17 protein-coding genes are annotated in these 19,233 nt (G+C 31.0%); 6 read left to right on the top strand and 11 right to left on the bottom strand.

The window, feature by feature from the left end:
- Positions 1-60 precede the first annotated feature (60 nt).
- Positions 61-1,317, bottom strand: a complete 1,257-nt coding sequence (nusA, locus tag AQ1689_RS13150) for a transcription termination factor NusA (protein ID WP_058884134.1) — start codon at positions 1,315-1,317, stop codon at positions 61-63.
- 12 nt (positions 1,318-1,329) lie between these two features.
- Entirely contained in the window at positions 1,330-1,791 is a 462-nt protein-coding gene (rimP, locus tag AQ1689_RS13145) for a ribosome assembly cofactor RimP (RefSeq protein WP_101915569.1), read from the bottom strand.
- 165 nt (positions 1,792-1,956) lie between these two features.
- Between rimP and AQ1689_RS13140 the strand changes: the two genes are divergently transcribed.
- Positions 1,957-2,784 (top strand): universal stress protein, encoded by an 828-nt coding sequence (locus AQ1689_RS13140; RefSeq protein ID WP_101956391.1) that lies wholly within the window; start codon positions 1,957-1,959, stop codon positions 2,782-2,784.
- A gap of 71 nt (positions 2,785-2,855) precedes the next feature.
- On the opposite strand, the gene AQ1689_RS13135 is transcribed toward AQ1689_RS13140, so the two are convergent.
- Both AQ1689_RS13135 and AQ1689_RS13130 read right to left on the bottom strand, forming a co-directional pair.
- Entirely contained in the window at positions 2,856-3,602 is a 747-nt protein-coding gene (locus tag AQ1689_RS13135; RefSeq protein WP_101915576.1) for a glycosyltransferase, read from the bottom strand.
- 13 nt (positions 3,603-3,615) lie between these two features.
- The gene (locus tag AQ1689_RS13130) at positions 3,616-4,731 is read right to left on the bottom strand and encodes a hypothetical protein (RefSeq protein ID WP_101956390.1); all 1,116 of its coding nucleotides are present in this window, start codon (positions 4,729-4,731) and stop codon (positions 3,616-3,618) included.
- A gap of 102 nt (positions 4,732-4,833) precedes the next feature.
- Between AQ1689_RS13130 and AQ1689_RS13125 the strand changes: the two genes are divergently transcribed.
- The 5 genes from AQ1689_RS13125 to recJ all read left to right on the top strand — a co-directional run bounded on the left by AQ1689_RS13125 (position 4,834) and on the right by recJ (position 9,282).
- Positions 4,834-5,445: a thymidine kinase gene (locus tag AQ1689_RS13125; RefSeq protein WP_101915572.1), complete on the top strand. Its 612-nt coding sequence runs from the start codon at positions 4,834-4,836 to the stop codon at positions 5,443-5,445.
- Complete coding sequence (gene alr, locus AQ1689_RS13120; protein ID WP_101956389.1) at positions 5,438-6,538, top strand: alanine racemase; 1,101 nt, start codon at positions 5,438-5,440, stop codon at positions 6,536-6,538. Before AQ1689_RS13125 ends, alr begins: the two co-directional genes overlap by 8 nt.
- Positions 6,539-6,589: 51 nt before the next feature.
- Positions 6,590-6,991, top strand: coding sequence for a large-conductance mechanosensitive channel protein MscL (gene mscL / locus AQ1689_RS13115; protein WP_198913880.1), 402 nt, complete (start codon positions 6,590-6,592; stop codon positions 6,989-6,991).
- Between the two features lie 160 nt (positions 6,992-7,151).
- Complete coding sequence (locus AQ1689_RS13110) at positions 7,152-7,577, top strand: OsmC family protein (RefSeq protein WP_101915574.1); 426 nt, start codon at positions 7,152-7,154, stop codon at positions 7,575-7,577.
- A 19-nt stretch (positions 7,578-7,596) separates the two neighbouring features.
- Positions 7,597-9,282: a single-stranded-DNA-specific exonuclease RecJ gene (gene recJ / locus AQ1689_RS13105; protein ID WP_101956388.1), complete on the top strand. Its 1,686-nt coding sequence runs from the start codon at positions 7,597-7,599 to the stop codon at positions 9,280-9,282.
- A gap of 130 nt (positions 9,283-9,412) precedes the next feature.
- On the opposite strand, the gene AQ1689_RS13100 is transcribed toward recJ, so the two are convergent.
- From AQ1689_RS13100 to AQ1689_RS13070, 7 genes are all read right to left on the bottom strand, one after another.
- On the bottom strand, positions 9,413-10,897 hold the full coding sequence (locus AQ1689_RS13100; RefSeq protein ID WP_101914462.1) for a S41 family peptidase: 1,485 nt from the start codon (positions 10,895-10,897) through the stop codon (positions 9,413-9,415).
- A gap of 377 nt (positions 10,898-11,274) precedes the next feature.
- Positions 11,275-12,150: an acyl-CoA thioesterase gene (locus AQ1689_RS13095; protein ID WP_101956387.1), complete on the bottom strand. Its 876-nt coding sequence runs from the start codon at positions 12,148-12,150 to the stop codon at positions 11,275-11,277.
- Positions 12,151-12,152: 2 nt separating this feature from the next.
- Complete coding sequence (locus tag AQ1689_RS13090; protein ID WP_239759783.1) at positions 12,153-13,361, bottom strand: GNAT family N-acetyltransferase; 1,209 nt, start codon at positions 13,359-13,361, stop codon at positions 12,153-12,155.
- Positions 13,362-13,413: 52 nt separating this feature from the next.
- Positions 13,414-14,373 carry a hypothetical protein gene (locus AQ1689_RS13085; RefSeq protein WP_101956386.1) on the bottom strand — a complete coding sequence of 320 codons (960 nt, stop codon included), beginning with the start codon at positions 14,371-14,373 and terminating at the stop codon, positions 13,414-13,416.
- Positions 14,374-14,472: 99 nt separating this feature from the next.
- The gene (locus tag AQ1689_RS13080; protein WP_101914459.1) at positions 14,473-15,093 is read right to left on the bottom strand and encodes a hypothetical protein; all 621 of its coding nucleotides are present in this window, start codon (positions 15,091-15,093) and stop codon (positions 14,473-14,475) included.
- 104 nt (positions 15,094-15,197) lie between these two features.
- The gene (locus tag AQ1689_RS13075) at positions 15,198-18,515 is read right to left on the bottom strand and encodes a leucine--tRNA ligase (protein WP_101956385.1); all 3,318 of its coding nucleotides are present in this window, start codon (positions 18,513-18,515) and stop codon (positions 15,198-15,200) included.
- Between the two features lie 167 nt (positions 18,516-18,682).
- The gene (locus AQ1689_RS13070; RefSeq protein WP_101956384.1) at positions 18,683-19,225 is read right to left on the bottom strand and encodes a DUF2911 domain-containing protein; all 543 of its coding nucleotides are present in this window, start codon (positions 19,223-19,225) and stop codon (positions 18,683-18,685) included.
- Positions 19,226-19,233 lie beyond the last annotated feature (8 nt).

Genomic DNA, 19,233 nt, shown 5'->3' with positions numbered 1-19,233 from the left:
TTATCAGATTTCGTATTGATTATCATCAATTTAGCAGGAGACTGATTTCCTTTATATTGATTATTCTTCAAATTCTTCTCTTAGAACTCGCTGAACATCTAATATTGTTTCTTCTTCTAAGTCGGTTCTTTGTACTAACATTGAAACGTCTTTTTCAAGTACACTTTTCGCTGTTTCTAAACCTATTTTATTAAATTCTGCAATAACCCAATCTTCTATTTCATCAGAAAACTCTGTTAACTCTACATCTTCTTCTTCTAACCCTTCACGTTGTACGTCAATTTCGTATCCTGTTAACTCACTTGCTAAACGGATATTTACTCCTGAACGACCAATTGCTTTTGATACTTCTTCTGGTTTTAATAAAACGCTTACACGTCCTTTTTTACCATTTTTCTCTTCTTCGTAAGGCTTAATATCTACAGAAGTTACTTTAGCAGGGCTTAACGCTCTTGCTACAAATAATGCTTCGTTTTTCGTGTAATTAATTACGTCAATGTTTTCGTTTCCTAATTCACGTACAATTCCGTGAATACGAGATCCTTTTACACCAACACAAGCTCCTACAGGGTCAATTCTATCATCATAAGAATCTACGGCAACTTTTGCTTTATCACCAGGAATTCTTGCTACACCTTCAATGGTAATTAACCCATCAAATACTTCAGGAATCTCTTGTTCAAATAACTTCACTAAAAATGCTGGCGAAGTTCTTGATAAAATAATAGCAGGCTTATTACCTCTTAATTCTACTGATTTTATAACACCACGAACTGAATCTCCTTTTCTGAAAAAATCTGAACGAATTTGCTCACTTTTAGGCAACACAATTTCGTTTCCTTCGTCGTCTAACAAAATTACAGCATTATGACGAATATGGTGTACTTCAGCACTATAAATTTCTCCTTCTAAATCTTTAAATTGCTTAAAAATATTAGTACTGTCGTGTTCTTGTATTTTAGAAATTAAGTTTTGACGTAATGCTAAAATAGCACGTCTTCCTAAATCTATTAATTTTACTTCTTCTGATACGTCTTCACCAATTTCAAAATCTGGCTCAATTCTTCGTGCTTCAGCAAGTTCTATTTCTTCATTATCATCTTCAGAAAAACCGTCTGCTACTACAATTCTATTTCTCCAAATTTCTAAATCTCCCTTATCAGGATTAATAATTATATCAAAGTTTTCATCTGATCCAAACCTACGTTTTAATGCTGCACGAAATACTTCCTCTAAGATAGACATTAGAGTTACTCTATCTATACTTTTATTATCTTTAAATTCTGAAAATGACTCAATTAACGCAATATTTTCCATTTCATTCTCTTATTAAAATATGATCTTCACTTTTGCTTCACTAATATCTTGATACAACAAAACCTTTGTTTTCTCTACCGTATGCTTACCTTTACCTATTGGCTTAGGTTCTCTTGCTTTCCAAAACAGGGTAATATCTTTATCGGTTGCTTGGGTCAACGTACCTTCAAATTCTTCGGTTGCTGTTTTAACCTTCAAAATTCTGTTTATATTTTTTTTATACTGACGTTTAACCGTTAAGGCATGCGCAATATCGGGTGTTGTTACCTCTAAAGAAAAATCGTCCTCTTCTCTATCTAAATTATGCTCTATTTTTCTACTAATACGCATACATTCGTTTAAAGGGACTCCTGAATCACCATCAACAATCACCTTTATTTTACTGTTTGCTAAAAATTGCAAATCAATTAAATATAATGATTCATTTTCTAATAATGCTTCGTCTAATAATTCTTTAACTTTCTCTTGATTCATGCTAAGGTATAAAAAGAGGGGACTCTCGTCCCCTGTATCAATCTAATTAATAAATTTGGTGCAAATATAGTAAGTTATTCATTAACATACAAATGTCTTTTGGTTTTCTAATTTAGAATAATTTTCGTAACTTAACAGCAGTATCTATCTTTAAATCTTTTAATTATGAAAAAAATATTACTTCCTATTGATTTTTCTAAGCATTCTAAATATGCTGCGAAACTAACAGCCAAAATAGCTAAAAAAACAGCTGGCGAAATACACCTAATTCATATGATTGAACTACCTAGTGGTTTTAGAGACATGGGTTCTGGTGCAAATATTAGCATTCCTGAAAGCATGCTATACATTCAAATGATTAAAGAAAAATTACTCGATTACAAAAACACTTTCTTTGCTGATTTTGACAATGTATATCATTCAATACGTTTTCAAAATCCGTATGAAGGAATTCGAGATTATGCTAAAAAAATCAATGCCAATTTAATTATTATGGGCTCTAAAGGACAAACAGCTTTAGAAGAAATTATCATTGGTTCGAATACTGAAAAAACAGTTCGAAACTCTGAAATACCTGTAATTATCACTAAAAAAGATAATGATAATTTTAAATTGAAAAAACTAGTTTTCGCCTCTTCTTTTGAAAATAAAGAAACAAAAGCATTTGAAGGCTTCTTAGAGTTTGCTGCAAAATTTAAAAGCAAAATTTACTTATTAAAAATTAATACTCCCGATAATTTTGAAAACACAAGCGATTCTAAAAAAAGAATTGAAACTTTTATTGAACCTTACAAAATAGGGAATCACACCATAAAAGTGTACAATGATACTTCAATACAAGATGGAATTTTAAATTTCTCAAATGAAAATAATGTTGATTTAGTTTCTTTAGCAACACATGGAAGAAGCGGTTTATCTCTGTTATTTAATTCAAGTATTTCTATTGATTTATCTAAAAATGTATTAAAGCCCGTACTTACTTTTAAGGCATAATAACAACAAATTAAAGTGGCGTTAAGTTTTTTCAAGTCCCCCTCTTAACCCTTTATTTACTTCATTTCACATTACTGAATCCAATAATCAGCAACCCAAGGCGCAGGGCGAACATACCTGTACCACTTACCTCTTCCTCCTTTTATAGCATTATGTGGATTAATTTCTCCATGAAAAATTATAATTTTAGCTCCTTCAGGTATTGTAGGTTTTTTCCAAAAAGCTAAAGGGAATCTTGAAACACAATCATACTTAAAACTAGGACACCATTTTTTATCCCAATATTGAAGGCTTGAATTATCGTTAATACTATGTGTTAAATATTCTTGCTCATTTCTATGGATTTTTCTTAATTCGTCAAAATTTTTGATAAAATCATTAAAAACATAGCCATGCTTTCCTATTTCAAATCTATAAACAGATGAATTTCCTGTTATTCTCCAAGTTCTCCAACTATGGTCTTTGATAATTCTGAAAGAACCTTCAACGTCAAAAAAGCAATCAATTTTATCAACAATAACAATATCTAAATCTAAAAACAAGGCTGTTCCTTCAAGCCCATACAAATCATCTTTAAGTGTTGTTAATTTTTTCCACATTCTTTCAGGTATGTCTGTACGGATTTTCATCTCTGGAATATCATAACAATCAACATCGTCTATAATTCCAGTGCTGTCATCGGTAAAACAAACCATTTTAAAATCATATGATAAATTCTTTTTTACCATAGCATGCAGTCTGTTTACGTATTCAGGACCGTACAACGTACCCCATTTCATGCAAAATATATACTTCATTCCTGTATTTTTATTACTCATAATGTACTGTTTTTTAAGCAAATCTTCTTTCAATAATTTCAAATAATCGAGCTTCGTGAACCTCTTTACCTGACCAATTATACTCAGGCTTTATCATCTTATTGATAAAATTTTTAGCTTCTTTTTCTGTTTTAAAAGTATTCAGCTGCGAAATTACTCTATTAAAATCATTTTGATTGCCATTAAACAAATGTCTTACAAAAACAATCCTATCATTTAAGTCTATTTGAATAGTACTTTGTAAAAAATCGTTTAATGATTTTTTCACTGGTGCTTTTTCAAATAAATCAGCCATAATATCAACAGAAATTGTTCCGTCTAACTCTTCTTCAAGGGTTTTTGTTTTTAGTTCATCAGTATTTTTAACATCATTTTCAACTTCATTTTTACCCGTATCTTTTTTACTTGCATCTTTTTTACTTGCATCATCAGGATCAGATAATAAACGAGCTATTTCATCAAAAGGCTGTTCTGTAATTTCTTCGACGGCCTTTAAAACAACTAGCTTTTTAGGTTTTTCTTCAGGTATTAAATTAATTGACTCATTTAAAGCATCCTTTACCGATACAACATCTTTCTTTTCGGTTCGTTTTTCTGTTTGTTTTACGAATATTTCTTCAATCTTTTCATCAAGATTTTTATCATTTTCTTTTGTGATTTTCTCTTGATTTTTCCCTTCAATTTTCACTTGAATTTTTTCAAAAGGACTTACTAAATGATTTTTAACAGAAGTATCTTCAATAATTTTACTATCAAAAACAGTAGTATCAGCAATTTTTGTTTCAATTATCTTATTTTCAGGGATTTTAAATTTAGGAATTTCGTCAAGTTCTTCTTCTAGTTGATAAACGACTGTTTCTTTTTTTAATAAAGAAATTTCAAGGTCTCTTTTTTCAATTTCAATTCTGGTTCTGTTTTGTTCTGCCAATAAAACATCACTCAATAACTCTTCTTTTGATTTCGAAGGATTTGGCGTATTATTTATGTATTCTTCTATATAGACTAAAACCGAAAGTTTTTCATAAACTTCATATGCCTTCTGCTTTAACTCAAACACATCTTCCTTATTTTTCATCTGTAAAATAGCGTGTGCTAAACTGGTTAAATCTGACGCTAGCTTTTTGTGCATAAGTTGTTCTTTTGATTTTAATTTTTACTGTTTAATTTTAATAAATTTGTTCTTTACTCGAAAGTAAGACAAAAATCAATAATTAGCGCCTAAAAATACAAAATGTTTCTCGAAAATACAGTAAATCATACAGGGCAATTTGGTTGGATTGAAGTAATATGTGGTTCAATGTTTTCAGGAAAAACTGAAGAATTAATCCGCAGACTCAAACGTGCCGAATTTGCAAAACAACGTGTTGAAATTTTTAAACCAACTATAGATACTCGTTATGACAATCAACAAGTAGTCTCACATAATGCGACCAAAATTAGATCAACACCCGTTCCTTGTTCTTCCAATATCTTATTACTAGCAAACAATGTTGATGTTGTTGGTATTGATGAAGCACAATTTTTTGACTCAGGCATCGTTGCTGTTTGTAATGAACTAGCCAATAGAGGTGTTCGAGTTATTGTGGCAGGTTTAGATATGGATTTTAAAGGAAATCCTTTTGGACCAATGCCCGCTTTAATGGCTACGGCAGAATATGTTACAAAAGTACATGCTGTTTGCACACATACCGGTAACTTAGCACATTATAGTCATCGAAAAGCGGCCAGTGATGACCTTGTTTTATTAGGTGAAGTACAAGAATACGAGCCTTTAAGCAGAGCTGCTTATTACAAAGCAGTACAAGAACAACATAAAAAGAAAGAAAATTTATCCGATGAATAATCATGTAACTATTTTAGAAATTGATGCAAAATCAATTGAGCATAATCTTGCTTTTTTTAAGCAAAAACTAAATCCTGACACTAAAATTTTAGCTGTTGTAAAAGCTTTCGGATACGGAAGTGAAGCCACAGAAGTTGCCAAATTAGTACAAGATAAAGTTGATTATTTTGCCGTAGCCTATTCAAATGAAGGAATTGTTTTACGTGAAGCAGGGATTAAAACACCTATTTTAGTATTACATCCGCAGCTTCAAAATTTAGAAGATATTGTAAAATATAGGCTAGAACCAAACTTGTACAATTTTAAAATATTTGATGCTTTTTTAAAATTAGCAGATCAAAAACCCCTGATGAACTATCCTATTCATATTAAATTCAACACGGGTTTAAATAGATTAGGGTTTTGGCATACCGATACACCAAAGCTTATTTCGGAATTAAAAAAATCGAATAATGTTAAGGTAGAATCTGTTTTTTCGCATTTAGCTGCTAGTGAAGACCCGAATGAACAAGAATTTACCATCGGACAAATTAATAACTTTGCTTATATTGTAAAACAAATTTATGAACACTTAGGCTACAAGCCGATGATTCATATATTAAATACCTCAGGCGTTGTTAATTACCCACAGGCCCAGTTTGACATGGTGCGTATTGGCATCGGATTGTATGGTTTTGGAAATAATCCTAAAGAAACTGCTCAGTTAAAAAACACCCATACTTTAAAATCAATTATTTCGCAAATTCATATTATTCAACCTGGTGAAACTGTTGGCTATAACCGTGCATTTGTAGCAAATAAACCTACCCGTAGTGCAACAATTCCTATTGGTCATGCCGATGGAATTTCACGTAAACTAGGTAAAAAAGAAGGCTTTATTTTTATCAACAATAAACCAGCGCCTATTATTGGAAATGTTTGCATGGATATGATTATGGTTGATGTAACCAATATTGATTGCAATGAAGGTGATGAAGTTATTATTTTTAACCATCAGCAACATATCGAATACATTGCCCATAAATGTGAAACCATTCCGTATGAAACACTTACCGCTATATCTCAACGTGTAAAAAGAGTGGTTAAACACTAATTTTTACTTATAATTGCAAAGTATTAACTATTAAATCAAAAAAACATGAGTATGCTTAAGGAATTTAAAGAGTTTGCAATGAAAGGTAACTTAGTCGACATTGCTGTTGGTTTTGTTATGGGTGCTGCTTTTAAACAAGTAGTAACTTCTTTTACAGGCGGAATTGTATCTCCATTAATCGGGTTATTATTTAATGCTGACTTTAAAGATTTAAAATACATCGCTAAAGAAGGGGTTGCTGATGCAGCAGGAAAAGTAACTGGTGAAGTTGCGATTCTTTATGGTGAATTTTTAACTAACATTATTGATTTTATCATCGTTGCTTTTGTAATGTTTATGGTTGTAAAAGGTGTGAACGCTTTAAAGAAAAAGGAAGAACCAGCTCCTGAAGCTCCAAAAGGACCAAGCCAAGAAGATTTATTAGCTGAAATTAGAGACTTATTAAAAAAGTAATATAACCACTAACTACTATATTAAAGGCGATAAAATTATTTTTATCGCCTTTTTATTTTCTACAAATATTCTAAATAATTTCTTAAGATAAATTTATTCGAATATTGAACAAGTATTATTATCGCTTCCTTAAATTTGCTTGTATCAAAATACACAAAATATGGCATCGCATACAGTTACAACAGTTTGGAAAGAAAACATGCAATTTGAAACCGACAACCCTAGCGGGCATAAAGTTTTTATAGATGTTGGCGAAGAAAGTGGTGGAAAAGGTGAAGGTTTAAGACCAAAAGCAATGATGTTATCGGCATTAGCAGGCTGTTCAGGCTTAGATATTATTCCTCTTTTAAACAAAATGAGAACTTCAATAACTGACCTTAAAATGGAAGTTACTGGCGAGTTAACCCAAGAACATCCTAAATATTACCACATAGTTACTGTTGATTATCATTTTTATGGAACTGATTTAAATGAAGAAAAAATTAATAAAGCAGTACAATTATCTGTAGATAAATATTGTGGTGTAATGGAAATGTTTCGAAGATTTGCAGAAGTAAAAATCACATCTCATTTTCATAATCAATAACAAATAAATATCAGAAACTATGCGTTGGACGTTAAAACAAACTCCCGATTTATTAAAAGTAACTCAATTAGCTAAAGAATTATCTGTTGAAAAAACGCTGGCTAAAATTTTGGTACAACGAAATATTGATACTTTTGATAAAGCAAAACAGTTTTTCCGTCCTTCTTTAGATGATTTGCACGACCCTTTTTTAATGAAAGACATGGATTTAGCCGTGCAACGCATTGAAAAAGCGATTGCAAACAACGAAAATATTTTGGTTTTTGGCGATTATGATGTTGACGGAACCACCGCAGTTTCGTTACTTTCTTCTTATTTAAAAACAATTCACCCAAACATTTTCACCTATATTCCTGACAGATATGCCGAAGGATACGGCGTTTCATACATGGGAATTGATTTTGCTGATGACAATGATTTCTCTTTAATTATTGCCTTAGATTGTGGAATTAAAGCTATTGATAAAGTTGCTTATGCTGCTGATAAAAACATCGATTTTATTATTTGCGACCATCATAAACCAGGTAAAGAAATTCCGAAGGCTGTTGCTGTTTTAAATCCGAAGCAAATAGATTGTTTTTATCCTTATGATGAATTATGTGGTTGTGGCGTTGGTTTTAAATTGATTCAAGCATTAGCCTCAAAAACAGGGCAAACTATTGATGATTTAATACCATATTTAGATTTGGTAGCCACCGCAATTGCTGCCGATATTGTACCGATGACAGGCGAAAACAGAACCTTAACCTACTTCGGATTACAAGTTATTAACACAAAACCACGCAACGGAATTAAAGCCATTATTGAACAGTTAGATAAAAAAGAATTAACCATTACCGATGTTGTTTTTATCATCGCTCCTCGGATAAATGCCGCAGGAAGAATGAAACACGGAATTCATGCCGTAAATCTTTTAACAGAAATGGATTTTGATACAGCTGTTGAATTTGCTTCATCAATTGAAAAATTTAATGCTGATAGAAAAGGAATCGATAAAAAAATCACCCAAGAAGCTTTACTTCAAATTGAAGAAAATAATGAAACTGAAAGATTTACTTCGGTTGTTTTTGATGAAACTTGGCACAAAGGAGTTATCGGAATTGTAGCTTCTCGATTGATAGAAACCTATTACAGACCTACGTTAGTTTTTACAAAAAGTGGCGATAAATTAGCGGCTTCGGCACGTTCGGTAAAAGGATTTGACGTGTATAATGCCTTAGAACAATGTGCTGAATTTATTGAACAATTTGGTGGACATAAATATGCTGCGGGTTTAACTTTAGAACCAGAACAATACGAGAATTTCAAAAATAAATTTGAAGAAGTCGTTGCTAAAACTATTGATAAAAATTTATTAACCCCTGAAATTAGTATTGATGCAGAATTAGATTTATCGGAAATATCGCCTAAGTTTTTTAGAATTATTCAACAAATGGCGCCTTTTGGACCTTTAAATTTAAAGCCGACTTTTTCAACAACTGCCGTTAGAGATAATGGTTTTGGAAAACAAGTAGGTGCTGATAAAACACATTTAAAACTAAATATTATTTCTGCTGCCGATAAAAAAACATACAGCGCTATCGGTTTTAGTTTAGGAAAAAAACTTCCTTTAATTAAAAACGATTTTGATATCGCATACGCACTAGATGAAAATACTTGGAACGGAAATACCAGTATTCAACTGCTTTTAAAGGATATAAAATAAGTTTATCGTCATGCTGAATTTATTTCAGCATCGCATTAACCTTTACTATATGGTTAATGACGTATTAAAAAACTAAAACTTTCGGTAAGTAATGAATTTATAAAAAAGAATTTTACTTTAAGTTTAGCAGTTATTTTTTGTTTTCAATCTGCTTTAAAATATATTCTAAAGCTGCGTTTACATTACTATTATATTGCTCAAAAGTTGGTATAACTTTATAGTCAGGAATTACCCCACTTCCAAAAGGAAGTTTTTGTTCAACATTCATAACAAATTGTAAAGCAGGAATGTCTATTTCAATTTTCGAATTTGGTAAAATAAGTTCTTGGCTATAACCACTTGTGTTTCCCAAATATCCACCGCCAGTTTCTTGCCCAACAAAAGTCCCTCTATCATTTGAATAAACCATATTGCTAAATTCACTTCCACCAGAATAAGTTATTGGACTGATGATGACATATAGCTTTCCTGTAAATTTGTTTTTCGGTGCTTTTTTGTACGCCATTAAACCATATCCAATCCATTTTTTCCTTTCTAAAGAGCCATCTGGCATTTTTTTGTTTACAAATGTCCTTTCTAAAAATCCAAATGTTTTTAATGTTATTGGCTTGTCAATACCATTATCAAGAACTGCTTTTTGAGTTTTTGCCCTGACTTTCTTATATTTTTGATAATTGTCTCCTAAATATGAATAAACGATTCCTTCATTACCTTCATTACCACCTCCGTTTTCGCTTACATCAATTATTAAATTTGTAATATTATTATTTGAAATTGACTCAAAACTATTTTCTAAAAATTTACTCAAACTTCTTTCTTTAGTTTGCTTTTTTATATCAGAATTAGAAAACGAATGAAGTCCTAAATAAGCAGTTGTTTTATTTAATATTTTAAACTCTAATAGGTCTTTTTCTTTAGCATCTTTATTGTTTGAATTTCTTGAACGTAAATGGTTGTTGATATTTTCAATTTTTAAAGATTTAATAACTATTAGGTGCTCTAATTCTTTAAATTTAATATTTACATCTTTAATATTTCCGTAGTGGTAAAAATAATATTTAGAGAAATTAAACCCTTTTAGATCACTATATTTAACTGTTTTTATAAAACCATCTGAAGCAAATAAGCTTCCAATTTTCGCAACAATATCGATAGGTTTTTCACCATTTATCAATTCAATTTCCTTTCCTTCAATTTTCAACTCTTGATAATTCGAACCATTTTTGAAACAATATAGTTTTGTGCCAAGAAAGACAAAAGTTAAAGGAATAAAAGCAGCTTCTTTATTTATCTTTTCTTTTACCCTTTTCGGTAAATATATATCTGTATGATCTTCTCTTGAAAGCCCTACTAAAGGCGCAATGAGTTTATGAAATTCAAGCACATTCAGATCTTTATTTATTTGTGTTTTTACTTTTTTGAAAGCATTATCTACACTGTCTTTTGGTGTGTACCAATACATTCCAGCGTGGAACTTATTCAATCCTTGATAGAGAATCTCTAAATCGTTGTGTAGTTTTTGTTTCTCAATATTCGGGAAATTGCCAAAATTTTGACCAAGAGAAATTTTAAATGATAAAGTCAAAATAATTAAAAGGATTGATATCTTATTCATTAGCGTTTTTTTTAATTGGCTACGGAAAATTCAGGTTGACCGATGCAATTTCTTATTTTTCTGCTATATTTTTTTTCAGATGAAATTTAAACAAGCTCTTCGTTTTTTAGTTAAACTTAGACCTCACAGGTTTTAAAAACCTGTGAGGTCTGTTAATATGGCAGAAGATTCTATAAATCTGTATTCACGTATTCGAATTGAATTTCTGTTTTATCTTATATTCTTTTTAGATAAAATTTAGTTTTAAGTACAAATGCCTAGCCCCGATTGAAGCATTTGTTTGAGCTCTTTTTTGTTTTTTTCAAACAAAAAAAGCGAGTGCGGAAAGCGGGAAATTGCTTCAAAAAATCTTTAATCTGTTTTATATAATTCTGATTTTATGATTCCTTCTTTTTAATTGCACGCATCAATCCTTCTTGCGCAACCGATGCCACTAAAACGCCTTTTCGGGTGTAAATATTACCTGTTGCAAAACCTCGAGCGCCAGATGCACTAGGGCTTTCGATTGAAAATAATAACCAATCGGAAAAATCAAAATCACGGTGAAACCACATAGAATGGTCTAAACTTGCCATTTGTGTATTGCCAAAATTAGCAACGCTCGCATTGGGGTTTAAGCAGGCGGTTAATAGGTTGTAGTCGGAAATATAGGTTAAAATTTGCTGCTTTAAAGCCAAGGTTAAATTACTTGGAGCGTCTTTTAATTTGAACCAAACATCGACAACTGCTGGCAAATTTTTTAAGTCGAGCGGGTTTGCTAGGTGAACAGGTTTAAAATCAATAGGGCGATCAATGCTTAAAAATGCTTTTAATTTTTTGGGCAAAAAATGATCAAATTCAACCAACATATCTGACCAACTTAACAATTCTTCAGGTTGTTTGATGTCTTTTTTAATGGGCTTTTGATGCTGATAACCTTCCTCCTTTTTATGAAAAGAACAGGCTAATATAAAAATTGTTTTATCGTTTTGAGAGGCGGTTATACGTCGGGTTGAAAAACTTCCGCCATCGCGAATTACCTGTACATTATAAGTAATTGGCAGTTCTAAATTTCCTGCTTCTAAAAAATACGAATGCAAGGAATGTAAAATACGCTGGTCTGAAACCGTACGATACGCAGCATTTAAAGACTGTGCCAAAACTTGTCCGCCAAATACAATGGGACTTCCAATATCTTTACTTATTCCTTTAAAATTATTGTTATCTGTATTTTTTAAGGTTAATATACTTAATAATTCTGCTGTATTTTTCATAGCTACAATTTAAGTTCTGATAGTGTTTTTTTTTCTTTAAAAGGATATTGCTGTTTAAATTCTGATGGTTGAATTTTTTTCAAAAACAAACTTAAAATACTGTTTGTAATGGTTTTTTTGTGGCGTAAATAAATAGTCAAATCTTGTGGAACAGCACCGACTGAACTTTTTATTTCGCTAGCGGTTCGTCCAAAATTTATGGTTTTTACTTGATTTTCTATTCCTAAAGAAATATAATCGTATAACATTCGCTGATAAATAGCGTACTCTTTATTGTTCTGATAATCGATTCCTACAAAGTGAGCATCTAATGAATTTTGATTAAAAATCCCTGATAAAAAACCAACTAATTTATCTTCTAACCAATAGGCTTTTAAAAAATAAGCATCACCTAAATTATCTTTTAAAGTTTGAAAAGTTTGTAAATTGAAATCGCCTAAATTAAAACTCGCTTTGCTTGAAACTGTTTTATATAAAAAAGTCATTTCAGGTAATAAATCTTTTAATCTGTCTGCGGTAATATCTTCGGTTTTTAAAACAGCACTATTTTTAAATGCTTTTCTGGCTTTTACTCTGAATTTTGTTTTTAAAGCGGCTAAATAATCATCTAATGAATTCCAATTTTCAGCTACATGTAAAATCATATTAGGATCTACATTAAAAGAATTATAATTTTTTTCTTTTAATACCGATTTACTAAATAATGATTTATTTTCAAAATCTTTTAACATAAAAGCATCGGCTGTGTTTTCAATTTTCAAATTAGAAAATTCTGTTATAGCTTGGGCTATTTTGGGAATAATTTCATTTCTTTTTTGATTTTTTTTGATAAAAATACCGTGCTCACCACTTACAAAAGTATTACCACAAGTAAGTATTTTAAAGGCTTTTTCAGGAGATAAAAAACCCGATTTTCGTCCCATACATTTTACCCAATGTACAATAGATTGCATCTCATTTTTAACGCTGTCTAAATAAAAATCGACTATTTGAAGGGTTGCAAAAGCAATTGCTGTATTTTTTTCATCAAACAAAACAATATAAGCAAATTGTATTTTTGAATTATTTTGCTGTAATGCTTTTAAGTACTTCGGATGAAAATACCAGTTGTTTGTACAGTTTAATGCTGCCCAAATATCGGTAGATATTTCATGAACATCATTAAAATATTGAGCATTTAAATTGGGTTTATTACAAGATAAAATACACACAGGTTTTGGTTCTATTTTTGGTGTAAAATACTAAAAGTTTATCTAATCGATGTTATACAACGCCATTATTCCAAACGGGTACATTTAAGAGTTTGCTAATTTTTAGCATATCGCTTAAAATATAGGTTTTATCACCGTGATTTAATAAATTATAGCGTTCACCGTTTTTAGTGATTAAGTTCAATTCATAGGAAAAATAACTTCCCGAAGAACTGCTGCCTGATATAAATTTCTCTAAAACCTGTAAGGCGTGTACTTGCTGAAATGTTAATAATTCTGCTCCTACAATTATTTTTCTTTTTCGAGTGTATATATATGCTTTTGGCGAAAACATAAATAATAAAATAACTCCTACAATGAAGAAAACACCTCCTGATGTAAAAAATAATTTTCCGCCTTTCATAAAAGTAAGCGGAATATCGGAAGTTTGATAAAATTCGTAAAATGAAACAGCGACATAATTTAATCCTATCAAGAAAAAACTCCAGGCAAAAACTTTGGTAAATGAACTTCCTGTTATTTTATAACCTTGTGCTGTTTTTTTAAATGTTTCACTCGCAAAATTGCTTCCTGAACTTTCTAAACCATCCCACGAAATAGTTTGTCCTATTTGATCGGTCGTAAAATCATCAAAAATAAAATCGATTTGTTTGTTTTTAGAGGATGTTTTTTTTCTATTAGATAGATAACTTGTTACTAGCATACCGATTCCCATAAAAACTAAAACAAGTAACATTCCGCCTGTTTTATAATATAGAAATTTTTGTTTACCATACACTTTTTGATGAACAGGCACAGTTATTTCTAGTTTTTTAAGTAAATGTGTGCCTTTTCGATTTAGTTTTTTGGCGTGTTTTAAAGAGTCTAAAGTGCGAATATCATTTTGAAGCGTTATTTGCTGTTTATTATATCTTTCATATTGCTTTTGAATTTGCGGTACAAATACAAAATAAATCATTCCGATAGGTATTAATAAAAAAAGCCAAGAGCTTTTGAAGGGTAATTTTTGCATTTACTGTTTTTTAGTACACGTTATTAATGATTAAAACTATAAATTCTGATAAACAAACGGGTTATTTATCAGAATTTAAATTAGAAAACAAACGCTAAGTTAGTCTAAAACAACTAGTTTAATTGCGTGATATCCGTCAGATCGTACGCCGATTAACCCTGAAACTGTTGCGCCTTTTTTAATGGTAGTATTGGTTATATTATAGTCGAATAACTCTTTTTTAAATTTTTTATTTGCCGAATTTGCAGCAATCATATTTCCTCCTGCTATTGTTGGCCCTACAATTAAACCAACAGGTGTTGAGCTTGTTTGTTGATTGTAGCCATTGCTAGAATCGGTGGTGTAAAATCTTAAAGGTGTTAATAATAAATACCATAAATAAGAAGCAACGCTTTGTTTTAATGATTTAAAAACCATTTCATTTTCCATAATATATAAACCTGCGCCATCGTCGTAGGTTAATTTTAAGTCTTTATCAAAAACAATATCTTTATCAGAATTATTAGTCAATTTAACTGCAATTAACCGAATACCTTTTGAAAGTTCTTTTTTATGATATTTTTTTTTCAATAACTCGTATTTATATTCAAGAATAACCCCTTTATCGGTACTTTTTGATATATAATTAAGTGTTTCAGGACTAATAGTTTTATAGCCTGAAGCACAGCTTGTTGCTAAAGATAGTAGTACTAAAAGGGAAATTGTTTTAAATAAATTCATTTTATATATTTTTATGATTCAAAAATAGCTTAAAAAATAAAGCCACAAACAATTAATCGTTTGTGGCTTTATATAAAAAATTTAGTGACTTATTTATAAGGTAATTACCCTACAAGATTAATTATTTTTCCAGGAACAATAATTATCTTTTTAGGAGCTTCTCCTTTTAATTGCGCAATTGTACGCTCGTCTGCTAATACAATTTTTTCAATTTCTTCTTTTGATAAATCTAATGCTAACTCTAAAGTAAAACGCATTTTTCCGTTAAAAGAAACTGGGTAGTTTTTAGAACTTTCTACTAAATAAGAGGCATCAAATTCAGGGAAATCAACGGTAGAAATTGAACCTTCATGCCCTAATTGATTCCATAATTCTTCCGCAATATGTGGTGCATATGGAGATATTAAAGCTAATATTGGCTCTAAAATAGCACGTTTATTACACTTTAAAGCAGTTAACTCATTTACCGCAATCATAAAAGTAGAAACCGAAGTGTTAAAAGAGAAATTCTCTATATCTTCTTGTACTTTTTTAATGGTTTTATGTAAAATTTTAAATTCTTCTTTTGTCGGTTCAGCTTCGGTTATAATAACTCCTTCTTCGCCAACATATAATTTCCATAATTTCTTTAAGAAAGAATATACTCCTGAAATACCTGAAGTTTTCCAAGGTTTAGTTTGTTCTAAAGGACCTAAAAACATTTCAAATAAACGTAATGCATCTGCTCCAAATTCTTCACAAATTAAATCAGGATTTACAACATTGTATTTAGATTTTGACATTTTCTCAACCTCTCTGTAACATACAAATTGATTATCTCTTCCAAAAACAAACTCAGCAGTTTCAAATTCTGATCTCCAAGCTTTTAATTTATCAATATTTACATTGATATCTCCTTCTAAAGTACTTACACAAATATGAATTGGTCTGTACGTTAAAGATTCTTCTGTTTCTTCTGTTAAACCTGCTTCGACTAATTTTTTATGTAATCGAGAACCTAATTTATCATCAGCTTCAGTATCTTCTATTTGATTTTCTCCTTGAAAATAATCAGCTGAAACATATAAATTATGTTTTTTACCATCAAACAATGCTTCATAAACAAGTGCTGATGTTCCTAAAATCATTCCTTGATTGATTAGTTTTTTTGCAAATTCATCAACAGGTAAAGCGCCTTTATCGAACAAGAATTTTTGCCAAAAACGAGCATATAATAAATGTCCTGTTGCATGTTCAGAACCTCCAATATATAAATCGATTTCTTTCCAGTAATCAGCCGCTTCTTTGCTTACAAATTCTCCTTCGTTTGTAGCATCCATATAACGGTTAAAGTACCAAGAACTTCCTGCCCAACCTGGCATGGTGTTTAATTCTAAGTTAAAAACAGTTTCGTTATTAATTAAATCGTTAGAAACTACTTCGTTTTTATCAGTATCCCAAGCCCAAACCTCCGCATTTCCTAAAGGTGGTTTTCCATCTTCGGTTGGCAAATATTTTTCAACTTCTGGTAAAACAATTGGCAAGTATTTTGCATCAATCATTTGTGGCATTCCGTCTTTATAAAAAACTGGAAAAGGCTCTCCCCAATAACGCTGACGACTAAATACAGCGTCACGTAAACGGTAATTTATTTTTCCAAAACCGAAACCTTGCTTTTCCATTTCATAAATGGCTAATTTCATGGCTTTTTTATATGATAAACCATCTAAGAAATCAGAATTTGCAATTTTAGTTCCTTCTTTATCTGCATGTGCAGTTTCAGAAACATCAACATCAGCAAAAATATTAGGAATTGCTAATCCGAAGTTTTTTGCAAAATCATAATCACGTTGGTCACCACAAGGAACTGCCATAACAGCACCTGTTCCGTAGTTTACTAATACGTAATCACCAATCCAAATTGGTACTTGTTTTCCTGTAAATGGGTGTAAAGCATATGCTCCTGTAAATACTCCCGAAATAGTTTTTACATCTGCCATTCTATCTCTTTCAGAACGCTTTGCCGTTGCTTTGATATACGCATAAACAGCTTTCTTTTGAGATTCACTTGTAATTTTAGCTACTAACTCATGTTCTGGAGCTAATGTCATAAAAGATACTCCGTAAATAGTATCAGGTCTTGTAGTAAAAACGTCTATTACATAATCGTTTTGTACAACTGTTTCTGCTACCTCAACTGTTGATTTCTCAAGAGGTTTTGCAAATTGAATGGTATTATTAATTTTAGATACAACACCTAAAACATTTTCTAAAACCTCTTCATTTGTAAAACGAACGATATGAAGTCCTTCATTTGCAAAATACGTAGTTCTTGCCGCTTCATCTTCTTTACCAGAAAATTCAACAACAATATTTTTTGCTAAACATACATAATCTACTAAAAATGTACCGATAGTATATTTTTTTCTAAATTTTGATGCTCCTTTTTTATTTTTTAATTCATTCCAAAGTACTTCTTCAGCCTTTGATAAGTTTAAACGCATTTCTTTTAATGCCTCTAATTCTTTGAATGATAATTTTACACCAGCTTCCACTTCTAAAGCATCTACTTTAAAAGTTACCATTGCTCCTTGGCTTCTTCCAATCCAATTTGTTTGGCTATCTTTTAAAGGTTGTGGCCAGTCGATGTTTTCTAAACCATCTAATAAACGTTGTGAATATGCTGAAATTCGCATAGACCATTGGGTCATTTTTTTGCGAACTACAGGATGCGCTCCACGTTCTGATACACCGTTTATAATTTCATCATTTGCCAATACTGTTCCTAACTCAGGACACCAGTTTACTTCGGTATCAGATAAATAAGTTAAACGATATTGTAATAAAATAGCTTCTTTTTCTTTATCAGAAAAGCCATTCCAATCATCCGCAGAAAAAACAGCGATATCTTCTTCTGAAACTGCATTTACAGATGTGTTTCCTTTTGTTTCAAATACAGAAATTAAAGTTGAAACATCTTCAGCTTTATCTGAATCTTTATTATACCAAGAATTAAATAATTGGATAAAAATCCACTGTGTCCATTTATAATATTCAGGACTAGAAGTTCTCACCTCACGAGACCAATCGAAAGAAAAACCGATGGCATCTAACTGGCTACGGTAGGTTTCTATGTTTGTTTGGGTCGTAATTGCAGGATGTTGTCCTGTTTGAATTGCGTATTGTTCTGCTGGTAAACCAAAAGAATCATATCCTTGCGGATGCAATACGTTAAATCCTTTATGACGCTTATAACGTGCATAAATATCAGATGCAATATATCCTAAAGGATGCCCAACATGTAGCCCCGCTCCTGAAGGATAAGGAAACATATCTAACACATAATATTTAGGTTTCTCTGATTCATTACTGGCTTTAAATGTTTGGTTATCTGCCCAAAACTGTTGCCATTTCTTTTCTATCTCTTGATGATTATATTGCATTGTATTTCGTTTAAGAAGCTACAAATTTACGTTTATTTTAAATACTATTTTTGTTTATTTTTTATCCATCGAAACAAAAACATAATACTATAGAGCAACAAAAAATAGGTTTAAAAATCGGGGGATTTAAAAACCTATTTAATGCACTATATATTGTTGTTAATTTTTTATCCTTTTACAGGCACAGATACGATTAATTTTCCCCATCCTAAATACATGGTTGCATCATTTTCTTGTCCGTTGAATGCAATTGAAAATGCTTCAATCGATTTTTTTGATGTTGATACACTTGCTGATACTCTTACTACATCTTCCAATTCACTATAAGAATAAGCTCCCCAAACATTTTTGGCGGTACTTAAAATTACCGTCCATTGTTTATCTCCAGGAATGGTAAATAACGTGTAAGTTCCTGATTTAACTTCTTTACCTCCAAAATTTACATCTTTATAAAAGGTGATTTCAGCAGCTTCATTAGCGCCTGTTCTCCAAACTTTCTCATTAGGTGCTAATTTAGTAACGCTTCTTCTTTTTAATTGCGGACGGCTATAAACTACTTTCACTAATTTATCTGAAATTCGATAACTACTAGGGTATGCTGCTACATCCATCGGGCTTTTATCTAATCCTGCAAAACTTTGTGCATTTAGTTGATTAGAAAATAATACTGTTAGTATTAAAACTGCTGTAACAAAGATTATTTTTTTCATGTTGAAAT

The organism is Tenacibaculum finnmarkense (assembly GCF_900239185.1).
Lineage (GTDB): Bacteria > Bacteroidota > Bacteroidia > Flavobacteriales > Flavobacteriaceae > Polaribacter > Polaribacter finnmarkensis.
This window is presented reverse-complemented; position numbering and strand designations above follow the sequence as displayed.